An 11,445-nucleotide genomic window follows, 5' to 3' on the forward strand; every position below is an offset into this window, starting at 1 on the left:
CCGCAGCACGTGGCGCCGCCGCCGCGGGTTGCGACGAGCGCTTCTTCGGCGGCACCCTGCGTTACCGGCGGACGCCGGTCCCACCGAACTGAATGAGGATGCAATATTAATCCCATGAGAGCCCGCGTACTGGTGGTCGACGACGACCCCGCGCTCGCCGAGATGCTCGGCATCGTGCTGCGCAGCGAGGGCTTCCAGCCCTCGTTTGTGGCGGACGGCGAGCGGGCGTTGGCCGCCTTTCGTGACAGCCGTCCCGATATCGTGCTGCTCGACCTGATGCTGCCTGGTATGAGCGGTATCGACGTCGCCCGGTCGATCCGGGCGGAGTCCGGCGTGCCGATCGTCATGCTGACCGCCAAGAGCGACACCGTGGACGTCGTGCTCGGCCTGGAGTCCGGCGCCGACGACTACGTGGTCAAGCCGTTCAAGCCCAAGGAGCTGGTCGCCCGGATGCGGGCCCGCCTGCGCCGAGGCGAGGACGTGGCCCCCGAGATGCTGACCATCGGGCCACCCGACAACCAGATCACCATCGACGTGCCCGCGCATACCGTCAGCCGCAACGACGAGGAGGTGAAGCTGACTCCGCTGGAGTTCGACCTGCTCGTCGCGCTCGCCCGCAAGCCGCGTCAGGTCTTCACCCGCGAGGTGCTGCTGGAGCAGGTCTGGGGCTACCGGCACGCGGCCGACACCCGCCTGGTCAACGTGCACGTCCAGCGGTTGCGCGCCAAGATCGAGCCGGACCCGGAGCGACCGGAAATCATCCTCACCGTGCGGGGCGTGGGATACAAGGCGGGGACCGGATAGCCTGGTCGCACTGTGTCGACCTCGCCGCTCCCACACCCCCCGAGCACGTCTGCCCGCCGGCCCAGCGCCGGTGGGGAGATCTGGCGCGCGGTGAGCGGCCGGGTCGCCCGGGTGGTGGCCCGGGCGCACCAGACCTGGCGCCGCTCACTACAGGTCCGGGTCGTGACCATCACGCTTGTCGCGTCCAGCCTGCTTGTCGGCGGGTTCGCGTTCCTGATCGCCGACAAGATCACGACCATCCTGCTCGACAACGCCCGCAGCGACGTCCGACAGCGGGTGATCAGCGGCGCCAGCTACACGGCCAAGCAGGTCTCCCTCTACGGTCAGCCGCAGGAGGCGCAGCTCCAGGAGACCATCGACGGCACCGTCAACTACCTGGCCGGCGGTGACCCCCAGCAGACCAGCGGGGTGGTGGTGGCGATCACCGCCGACGGGTACCGCAACGACATCCAGACCCGCACCGCGCCGTCGGCGAACGTCCAGTCGCTGATCAGCCCGGAGCTGCGGGCCACGATCGCCGACGGCAAGGTGGCCAGCCAGATCCGCACCGGGCGGCTCACCGGCGAGTCCACCAAATACCTGGTCTACGGCTCGCCGGTGCCCACCCGCTTCGGCCAGATCGAGCTCTACTACCTGGTCCCGTTGACCCGGCAGGACGTCACCGCCGCCGACGCCCGCGCCACCGTCGTGGCCACCGGGGTCGCCCTGGTGATCCTGCTCGGGCTGCTGGCGGCGCTTGTCACCCGGTTGGTCGTCACCCCGGTCCGGGTCGCCGCACGGACCGCCCAGCGACTCTCCGCCGGCCTGCTCGACCAGCGGATGGTGGTCAACGGCGAGGACGACCTCGCCCTGCTCGCCGCCTCCTTCAACCAGATGGCCACCAACCTGCAACGGCAGATCCTGCGCCTGGAGGAGATGTCCCGACTGCAACGCCGGTTCACCTCCGACGTCTCGCACGAGCTGCGTACCCCGCTGACCACGGTGCGGATGGCCGCTGACCTGATCTTCGCCGAGCGCGACGAGTTCGACCCGGCGGTGGCCCGCAGCGCCGAGCTGCTCCAGGCCGAGCTGGACCGCTTCGAGGAGTTGCTCACCGACCTGTTGGAGATCAGCCGCTTCGACGCTGGCTTCGCCATGCTGGACTCCGAGCCGACCGACCTGGTGCCGGTGGTGCACCGGGTGGTCGACCGGCTGGCTGGCCTGGCCGAGCGGGTGGGCGTACCCATCGAACTCGACCTGCCGGGCACGCCGGTGATCGCCGAGGTCGACCCGCGCCGGGTCGAGCGCGTGTTGCGCAACCTGGTCGGCAACGCCGTCGAACACGGCGAGGCCAAGCCGGTGCTGATCACCCTCGGGGTGGACGAGACCGCCGTGGCGATCACCGTCCGCGACCGTGGCGTGGGGCTCAAGGTGGGCGAGGAGAAGCTGGTGTTCAACAGGTTCTGGCGGGCGGACCCGTCCCGGGCCCGGCAGACCGGCGGCACCGGCCTCGGCCTGTCGATCAGCCTGGAGGACGCCCGGCTGCACGGCGGCTGGCTGGAGGCGTGGGGTGCTCCCGGGCAGGGCGCGCAGTTCCGGCTCACGCTGCCGGCCCGTGCCGGTGACCGGCTCACCACCTCGCCGCTGCGACTGGTGCCGGCCGACGCCGCGCTGCCGTTCGGCGGCCCCCGCGACGGTGGTCCGCTGGCCATCGGGCCCGGCACCGGCGGGGCACTGGCGATCGACCCGGCGCCGACCGGGGACGGACAGCGGGCGGAGGTGCGCTCATGAGACGGCCGGCTCTGGTCGCGGCGCTCGGCGTGGTGGTGCTGCTGGGCGCTGGCTGCGGCATCCCGGCGGCGTCCGACGTGCGGGTGGACGGCAAGGGCGGGGCCGCGACGGGGGCCGGCGTGGTCAACGGTCCCGGCAGTGAGCCGCCGACGCGAACGGCGAGCGGCAGCGTCAACGAGGCGTTCGTCCGCAACTTCCTGTCCGCCGCCGCCGGGGAGCCGGATCGGGCGTACGAGCGGGTCAAGGCGTTCATCGCCCCGGAGAACAAGGCCCGCCTCCAGGAGAAGAAGGGCAGCGAGGTCGCGCTGAACGTGGTCCGGCTGCGGGAGGCGGTCTACACGCTCAACAGCGACTCGACCACCACCGTGAAGATCACCGTGCAGCAGATCGGGGTGCTGCGGGCCAACGGCACCCTGGCGCCGCCGGTGGCGACCGAGACGGAGTACGAGTTCGGGATCCGCAGCGCGGCGTTCAACAGTGGCATCAACGACGAGCGTGCCGGGTTGTACATCTTCGATCCGCCGAACGTGCTGCTGCTCAGCGACGTCGCCCTTCGTCGCTACTACCAGGACGAGTCGATCTACTTCTGGAGTTCGGACCGCACCCGCCTCGTGCCCGACCAGCGCTACCGGCCGCTCGCCGTGCCGGATGAGCGCCGGGTCAACGAGGTGGTGAAGTGGCTGGTCGGTGGTCCCTCCGACTGGTTGCGCCCGGGCGTCGTCGGGCTGCCCGACCGCACCGAGCTGATCAACAACGCCACCGGTGGCAACGGCCGGTGGGAGGTCAACCTGGACATGTCCGGCGACGACCAGAACGGGATCGACCAGTTGATCACACAGATCGCCTGGTCGTTGGGGGACCTGCCGGGTGAGCTGGAGTTGAAGATCCGCAACAACTCGCTGCCCGTGGAGGACCTGAGCGAGCGACGGAACTCCCACCAGCTCTACCCGAACGCCGAGAGCCCGCAGCGGTTCGGCCTGTACGAGGGCGCCATCCATCCGCTCGACTTCGGCAGCGAACTCAGCGGCACCGTTCCGCTGGCGCCCGAGGTCAACCGGGCCATCGTCTCCGCCGACCTGGCGGTGGCCAAGGAACAGCGGGTCCTCGCCGCGATGGTCGTCACCGGCAGCAGCGACGGCCGGCACCGCCTCGCGGTGGGCACGGGCGCCGTACCGGTCTCCGCCCTCAACCGCAGCACGTCCGAATACTCCTCGATGAGCCGTCCGGTCTGGTTGCGTACCGTCGACGCGCGCCCCGGCCGTGGCCTGGTCGTCGCCGACGGGCAGCTGTACCGGTTCGACGAGGCGGCGCGGATGTACCAGGTGCCCCTCAACCTGCCCGCCGACGTCACAGCGGTGGCTGCCGCGCTGGACGGCCAGCGGGTCGCGTTGATCGCCGGTGGCCGGCTCTACGTCGCCGCGGTGAACCCGGACGGCGGCGGCGTCTCCATCGGCCCACCCCGGCAGGTGGCCACCTCGCTGACCGCCCTCACCGCTGTCGACTGGGGCAGCGAGGACCAACTGGTGGTGGCGGGGTCCGTCCGTCAGCCGGCGATCTACGAGATCAGCGTCGACGGCGCGCTGGAGACGCCGCTGCGGACCGACCTCGGTGCCAAGGTCAACCATCTGACCGCGTACCCGACCAATCGCACGGTGCGGGTGCCCAGCGGGGCCTACATGTACGAGGCGAACGGGGTGGCCTACCGCAGCAGCCCCTTCGAACGGATCGAGCCGGACCGCGTACGGGACATCCCCCCGGTCCCGACCGGTGTCCGCCCGAGCAACCCGTCGGCGCCGTTCTTCCTCTACTGAGCGGGTGACGTGGTGACCGGCCTCTGGGCGGACCTCGCCGACCTGGTGTTGCCCGCCGACTGCGCGGGTTGTCGGGAGCGCCGGCCCGGCCTGCGGCACGGGGTCTGCCCGGCCTGCGTGGCGGCGCTGGGCGCGCTGCGCCCACTGTCGGTCCGTCCGACGCCCGCGCCGCCGGGCCTGCCGTCCTGCGTCGCCCTCGGCCCCTACGCCGGCCCGCTGCGCGAGGCCCTGCTGGCGTACAAGGAACACGGCCGGCACGGTCTGGCCCGCCCGCTCGGCGCGTTGCTCGCCGAGGTTGTCGCGGCGGCGGTCGGGGTGGCTCGTCCCGTGGCGCTGGTTCCGGTGCCGGACACGGCGGCGGCGGCCCGGTCCCGGTACGGGGACCACCTGGACCGGTTGGCCCGGCACTGCGCGGCCCGGCTCCACCAGGGCGGCTGGACGGCGCGGGTGTACCGCCCGCTGCGAGCGCTGCCCCGGCCCGACTCGGTAAGCCTGGACAGCGCCGGGCGCGCGGCGGCGGCCGAGGCCGCCTTCCGGCCGCGCGCCACGGCGGGTCCGGGTCGTGTCGCCGGCGCGACGCCGGTCGTGGTGCTGCTCGACGACATCGTCACCACCGGCGTGACACTGGCCGCCGCGGCCAGGGTGCTGAGTGCGACCGGATGGGTGCCGAGTGTCGCCGCGGTACTCGCGGCGACCCAGAAAAGACACCTCTCGTAACCGACTGTGTTTCCGTTTCACCCGTTGGTGTATGAGCTGCGAAAAATCCTGGGCAGTCTTGGCAACTTGGGGTGACTGCCGAGCGAACAGGAGTTAGCGTTTCGCTGTCGGGGGTAGGAGGTCGTTCCACCCACCCTCGGCGGTGAGAGGAGGCGTAGCCGTACCAACCGGTCGACGCCAGCGGGTCCCCCCCACGGCGCGCGACCGGGTTGCCGGATCGAAGACCGTCCGAACAAGGGAGGTCACGTGGACATCGTGGTCAAGGGCCGAAACGTCGAAGTGCCGGACCATTACCGGGTACACGTAGCCGAGAAACTCGCAAAGATCGAACGATACGACCACAAGCTGATTCGTGTCGATGTGGAGCTGTTCCACGAGCGCAATCCGCGCCAGGCCGAGCACTGCCAGCGGGTGGAGATCACCTGCGTGTCCAGGGGCCCGGTGATGCGGGCCGAGGCCTGCACGAACGACTTCTACAGCGCACTCGACGCGGCCATCGCGAAGCTCGACACCCGGCTGCGCCGAGCGGCCGACCGCCGTCGCGTACACCGGGGTCGGCACGCGCCGATCTCCGTCGCCGAAGCCACCGCGGGCCTGCCGGTCGCCGATCTGGGGACCAGCACGCTGAACGCGCCGCTCGACGGTGCCCGCGCCGGCACCGCCGTCGCGGAGCGGGTCGAGGAGGAGTACGACGACCAGCCGTGGCACATCGCCCGGGAGAAGGTGCACCCGGCGGAGCCGATGACGATCGACGACGCGCTGTTCGAGATGGAACTGGTCGGCCACGACTTCTACCTGTTCCAGGACAAGGAGTCCGGCCGCCCGAGCGTCGTCTACCGGCGCCACGCGTACGACTACGGCATCATCTCCCTCGCCACCTGACCACGAGCCGACCCGCGATCACGGGGTGGTGCCGGGTGCGCCCGGCACCACCCCGTGATCCCCGGCGGGGGCGGAGTCAGCGGCGTTCGCTGGGAAGCAACGCGAAGGTCAGGTCGTCCAGGCGGGCGCCGGCCAACCCGGGCAGCCGGCCGCGCTGCACGGCCTCGCGCCGGAACCCGACCCGCTCCAGCACGCGGTGCGACGCGGTGTTGTCCGGCACCGTGCCGGCGGTCAGCCGGGCGATCCCCGCCGTCCCGAACGCCCAGTCCGCAAGCAGTCGGACCGCCCGGGTCGCGTACCCCCGGCCGCGCCAGTCGGGCAGCAACGCGTAGCCGACCGACGCCTCGCCGGCCGCCACGTCGGTGTACGACAGCCCGCAGCTACCCGCCGGCTCGCCGCTCGCCACGTCCGTGATCAGCAGTCGGGCGATCTCACCGGTCAGCCAGCCGCTCTCCGCGAGACGGCACCGTCGCCCGATCGCCTCCCGCGTCGGCGGCACGGGTGGCGCCTGGTTCGCCACCACCTCGGGCCGACTGTGCAGCCGGTACATCAGGTCGGCGTCGTCCGGCGCGAGTCGGCGCAGTGTGACCACCCGGTCGGTGAGCACCCCGTCCGGCAGGTCGGGCAGCAGGCGGGCGGCCGGGCCGGGCGGGTCGTCGGCGAGGCGTACCCAGGCCAGCAGGTCGTGCCGCCCCCCGTCCCGGGCGCTACCGGCGGACCGGCGCGAACCCTCGTAGCGGAAGCCGGCGGCCAGCGCGACCCGCTGGCTCGGGCCGTTCTCCGCGTCGGTGAGCAGCTCGAGCCGAGCCGTTCCGGCGGCGAACGCGTGCTCGGCGAGCGCGCGGGTCGCCGCGGTGGCCAGGCCTCGTCCGCGGGCCGTCGGCCGCAACCAGTAGCCGATCTCGGCCTGGCCACGCGCGGGCACCGGGTTGCTCAGCCCCACCGCGCCGAGCAGCCGGTCGGTGGCCGGGTCCGCGACGGCGTACGCCGCGCCGCCGCCGGTCCAGACCGCCGGAGCGCCGACGTCGATCCACCACCCGGCGTCGGTCCGGGTGTACGGGGTGGGCAGGTTCGAGACGAACCGTTGGGTCAGCGGGTCCGCGCAGCCGTCGACCACGTCGGCGGTGTCCTCGGAGCGGAACGGCCGCAGGCGCACCCCGTACGCCTCGACGACCGGATCGAGGCTCACGTCAGGTCCTTGGCGAGCAGCGCGGCCACCCAGGCGTCGACCCGCTCGCCCCGGTGCTGTACCCCGCCCCGGGCGGTCCCCTCGATCGTGAAGCCCGCCTTCTCCGCCACCCGGCGGGAGGCGGTGTTGCCCACGTTCGCCTTCCACTCGATCCGGGCCAGGCCCAGCGTGGCGCAGCCCCAGGTGCTGAGCGCGACGAGCGCGGCCGGCATGTAGCCCCGACCTCGGGCCGCCGGGGCGGTCATGAAGCCCACGTCGGCAAGCAGCGCGTCGGCGGGGGAGAGCCGCAGGTCGATGGTGCCCACGTACCTGTCGTCCGGGTCGGCGACCACGAAGCAGGCGGACTGCCCCCGAGCCCAGGCGTCCCGACCGTAGACCTGGTACTCCTGCGCGTCGGCCTGCTGGTACGGGTCCGGCACTGTCGTCCAGCGGATGGTCTCCGGGTCCCGGCAGGTCTGCGTCACGGCATCCAGGTCCTGCTCCTCCATCGGCCGCAGGCGCAGCTCCCCGGCCTTGGCGGTGGCGAACAGGGTGGGCTGCGGGCGGCCGAAGACCGCGGCGCGCCGGGCGGCGAGGGTGCCGGGGCCGGCCGGCCCGGTCTCCCCGGGCGCGGGCACCTCGCCGGGGAGCAGGGTGCCGATCCAGCCGTCCGCGGCGGACCGCGTCGTCGGGTTGGCCCGCCGCAGCCGGCCGTCGATCCGGAAACCGGCCCGGAGGGCGACAAGTCGGGAGGCGTGGTTGCCCACCTCGGCCTGCCAGATCAGCCGGCGCAGCCCGAGGGTGTCGAGGGACCAGCGGGCCACCGCCCGGGTGGCCCGGACCATCACGCCCCGGCCGCGCGCCCAGGGGGCGGTCCAGTAACCGACCTCACCGGTGCCGTCCCGGTCGATGGAGATCAACCCGCACGAGCCGAGCAGCTCACCGGTCGCCGGATCGCAGACCGCGAACGGCGCTCCGGTGCCCGCCGCCCAGGCCGCCCCGGTCAGCTCGGTCACGAAGCCGAGGGCGTGTTCGGGCAGATATGGGCGTGGCACGCTGGTCCAGCGCTGAATGTCCGGGTCCTGGCACGCCTGGTGTACGGCGTCGGCGTCGGTGTCGCGCCAGGGCCGCAGCAGCACGCCGTCCTCGATGATCTCCACGGGCTCCATCCGTGCATGGTGCCGCACCGTTCGCCGACGGCGTAACCGGATAACGTTCGAGAGGTGCGCAGGACGCGAATTATGTCGGGTTCGGCGGGGTCGACCCCCGCCACCAGTGACCATTGCGCCGATGGAGCGCCTACGATGGTTCGAGACTGTCTAGGGGAGCGTTGATCCGTGTCGATTCTGGAAAAGGTCCTTAACGCGGGCGAGGGCCGCATGGTGCGCCGGCTCAAGGCCATCGCCGCCGCCGTCACCTCGATCGAGGACGACTACGTCAACCTCACCGACGAGGAACTGGCCGGCATGACCGAACAGTTCCGGGAGCGGCTCGCCGATGGGGAAACCCTCGACGACCTGCTGCCGGAGGCGTTCGCGGTGGCCCGCGAGGCGGCCGCCCGGGTGCTCGGCCAGCGCCCGTACGACGTCCAGGTGATGGGCGGCGCGGCGCTGCACTTCGGCAACATCGCCGAGATGAAGACCGGTGAAGGCAAGACGCTGACCTCGGTCATGGCCGTCTACCTCAACGCGCTGTCCGGCAAGGGCGTGCACGTGATCACGGTCAACGACTACCTCGCCCAGCGTGACGCGGCGTGGATGGGTCGGGTGCACGAGTTCCTCGGGCTGACCGTCGGCGTGGTGCTGCCCAACCGGCCGGCCACCGAGCACAAGGCCGCCTACGAGTGCGACATCACCTACGGCACCAACAACGAGTTCGGCTTCGACTACCTGCGCGACAACATGGCCTGGTCGAAGGACGAGCTGGTGCAGCGCGGCCACAACTTCGCAGTGGTCGACGAGGTCGACTCCATCCTGATCGACGAGGCCCGCACCCCGCTGATCATCTCCGGCCCGGCCGAGCACTCGGCCCGCTGGTACGGCGAGTTCGCCGGAGTGGTGGCCCGGCTCCAGCCCGGCACCGACGGCGAGGGCGACTACGAGGTCGACCACTCCAAGCGCACCATCGCGGTGACCGAGCGGGGTGTCGCCAAGGTCGAGGACCGGCTCGGCATCGACAACCTGTACGAGTCGGTGAACACCCCGCTTGTCGGCTACCTCAACAACGCCATCAAGGCCAAGGAGCTCTACAAGCGCGACAAGGACTACATCGTCAGCGACGGTGAGGTCCTGATCGTCGACGAGTTCACCGGTCGCATCCTGCACGGCCGTCGCTACAACGAGGGCATGCACCAGGCGATCGAGGCCAAGGAGGGGGTGGAGATCAAGCAGGAGAACCAGACTCTTGCCACCATCACCCTGCAGAACTACTTCCGCCTCTACGAGAAGCTGTCCGGCATGACCGGTACGGCGCAGACCGAGGCGAGCGAGTTCAACAAGGTCTACAAGGTCGGCGTCGTGACGATCCCGACCCACCGCCCGATGGTCCGCGAGGACCGGCCGGACGTGATCTACAAGACCGAGAAGGCCAAGTTCAACGCCGTCATCGAGGACATCGCCGAGCGGCACCAGCTGGGCCAGCCGGTGCTGGTCGGCACCGTCTCGGTGGAAAACTCGGAGATCCTCTCCCAGTTGCTGCGCCGACGGGGCATCCCGCACAACGTGCTGAACGCCAAGTTCCACGCCCGGGAGGCCGAGATCGTCGCCCAGGCCGGGCGTAAGGGCGCGGTCACCGTGGCCACCAACATGGCCGGCCGCGGCACCGACATCCTGCTCGGCGGCAACGCCGAGTTCCTCGCCGCGAACGAGCTGCGCCAGCGCGGTCTCGACCCGCTGGAAAACGAGGAGGAGTACGCCAAGGCGATGGAGGAGGTCCTGCCCACGTGGAAGCAGGCCTGCGACGCCGAGGCGGACGAGGTCGCGGCCGCCGGCGGCCTCTACGTGCTGGGCACCGAGCGGCACGAGTCCCGGCGGATCGACAACCAGCTGCGCGGTCGCGCCGGCCGGCAGGGTGACCCGGGCGAGTCCCGTTTCTACCTGTCGCTCCAGGACGAGCTGATGCGGCGGTTCCGGGCCGGGGCGGTCGAGGCGGTGATGGAGCGCTTCAACATCCCGGAGGACGTGCCCATCGAGTCGAAGATGGTCACCCGGCAGATCAAGAGCGCCCAGGCTCAGATCGAGGGCCAGAACGCCGAGATCCGCAAGAACGTGCTGAAGTACGACGAGGTGCTCAACAAGCAGCGCCAGGTCGTCTACGCCGAGCGGCTCCGCGTGCTCAACGGTGAGGACCTCTCCGACCAGGTCCGCAACATGATCGACGACACCGTCGAGGCGTACGTGCGGGGGGCCACCTCCGACGGCTACGGCGAGGACTGGGACCTTGAGCAGCTCTGGTCCAGCCTGAAGCAGCTCTACCCGGTCGGCGTGACGATCGAGGAGTTGGAGGAGGAGGCCGGCGGCTCGCGGGCCGGCATGGACGCCGACTTCCTGGTCGCCCGCCTCAGGGACGACGCCAACGCCGCGTACGACAGGCGTGAGGAGCAACTCGGCCCCGAGGGGGTGCGCCAGCTCGAGCGGATGGTGCTGCTCCAGGTCATCGACCGCAAGTGGCGCGAGCACCTCTACGAGATGGACTACCTCCAGGAGGGCATCAACCTTCGGGCGTACGCCCAGCGCGACCCGGTGGTGGAATACCAGCGCGAGGGCTTCGACATGTTCGCCACCATGATGGATGGCATCAAGGAGGAGACGGTCGGCTTCCTCTACAACGTCGACGTCCAGGTGACCGAACCGGAGCCGGAGGCGGGCTCGGAAGAGGTCACGCTGCTCGACAAGCCGGTGGAGATCCGGGCCAAGGGCCTCAACCAGGCGCCGCGGCGGCAGGGCCTGCAATACTCGGCTCCCACCATCGACGGCGAGGCCAGCCCTGGCGCACCCGTCATCGAGCAGGCCGAGCAGCAGGCTCCGGCGCTCGGCGTGGGCCGCCCGGCCCCGGGCGCTCCGGCGGCACCGGGTCGAACCGCCCCGTCCGCCCCGCAGCGTCCGGCCGCCGGTCTGCGTGGCCCGGCGGTTCCGTCGGTCGCCTCCCGTCGGCCGGCAGCGAACCAGGCGGAGGCGAGCAACGGCCCGTCCCGCAACGCGCCGTGCCCGTGCGGCTCGGGCCGCAAGTACAAGCGCTGCCACGGCGCGCCCAACGGCGGCAACTGACCGACACGACAGCACCTGACCAACGGGT

General features: G+C 71.4%; 8 protein-coding genes. 6 read left to right on the forward strand and 2 right to left on the reverse strand.

Features of this window, described 5'->3' with window-relative positions; all coding sequences use genetic code 11:
* The first annotated feature begins 114 nt into the window (after positions 1-114).
* From mtrA to hpf, 5 genes are all read left to right on the forward strand, one after another.
* Positions 115-804: an MtrAB system response regulator MtrA gene (gene mtrA / locus ACQPWW_RS05490; RefSeq protein ID WP_110564421.1), complete on the forward strand. Its 690-nt coding sequence runs from the start codon at positions 115-117 to the stop codon at positions 802-804.
* A gap of 12 nt (positions 805-816) precedes the next feature.
* Positions 817-2,574, forward strand: a complete 1,758-nt coding sequence (gene mtrB / locus ACQPWW_RS05495; protein WP_433129750.1) for an MtrAB system histidine kinase MtrB — start codon at positions 817-819, stop codon at positions 2,572-2,574.
* Positions 2,571-4,385, forward strand: a complete 1,815-nt coding sequence (locus tag ACQPWW_RS05500) for an LpqB family beta-propeller domain-containing protein (protein ID WP_433129752.1) — start codon at positions 2,571-2,573, stop codon at positions 4,383-4,385. Before mtrB ends, ACQPWW_RS05500 begins: the two co-directional genes overlap by 4 nt.
* A 9-nt stretch (positions 4,386-4,394) precedes the next feature.
* A complete protein-coding gene (locus ACQPWW_RS05505; protein ID WP_433129754.1) occupies positions 4,395-5,102 on the forward strand; it encodes a ComF family protein in 708 nt (235 codons plus the stop codon).
* A 246-nt stretch (positions 5,103-5,348) separates the two neighbouring features.
* Complete coding sequence (gene hpf / locus ACQPWW_RS05510; RefSeq protein WP_433129756.1) at positions 5,349-5,984, forward strand: ribosome hibernation-promoting factor, HPF/YfiA family; 636 nt, start codon at positions 5,349-5,351, stop codon at positions 5,982-5,984.
* Positions 5,985-6,060: 76 nt separating this feature from the next.
* Here hpf and ACQPWW_RS05515 read toward each other — a convergent pair whose 3' ends face one another.
* Positions 6,061-7,173, reverse strand: coding sequence for a GNAT family N-acetyltransferase (locus tag ACQPWW_RS05515; protein ID WP_433129758.1), 1,113 nt, complete (start codon positions 7,171-7,173; stop codon positions 6,061-6,063).
* Complete coding sequence (locus ACQPWW_RS05520) at positions 7,170-8,321, reverse strand: GNAT family N-acetyltransferase (RefSeq protein WP_433129760.1); 1,152 nt, start codon at positions 8,319-8,321, stop codon at positions 7,170-7,172. Before ACQPWW_RS05520 ends, ACQPWW_RS05515 begins: the two co-directional genes overlap by 4 nt.
* A gap of 168 nt (positions 8,322-8,489) precedes the next feature.
* Here ACQPWW_RS05520 and secA point away from each other — a divergent pair, with 168 nt between their 5' ends.
* Complete coding sequence (gene secA / locus ACQPWW_RS05525) at positions 8,490-11,417, forward strand: preprotein translocase subunit SecA (RefSeq protein ID WP_433129762.1); 2,928 nt, start codon at positions 8,490-8,492, stop codon at positions 11,415-11,417.
* Positions 11,418-11,445 lie beyond the last annotated feature (28 nt).

It is taken from the genome of Micromonospora sp. CA-240977, from assembly GCF_050942285.1.
In the GTDB taxonomy this organism is placed as follows: Bacteria; Actinomycetota; Actinomycetes; order Mycobacteriales; family Micromonosporaceae; genus Micromonospora.

Bases quoted from the DNA above. Each gene is read 5' to 3' on its own strand.
- mtrA (WP_110564421.1), top strand. From the start codon at position 115: ATGAGAGCCCGCGTACTGGTGGTCGACGACGACCCCGCGCTCGCCGAG.
- ACQPWW_RS05500 (WP_433129752.1), top strand. From the start codon at position 2,571: ATGAGACGGCCGGCTCTGGTCGCGGCGCTCGGCGTGGTGGTGCTGCTG.
- ACQPWW_RS05520 (WP_433129760.1), bottom strand. From the start codon at position 8,321: ATGGAGCCCGTGGAGATCATCGAGGACGGCGTGCTGCTGCGGCCCTGG.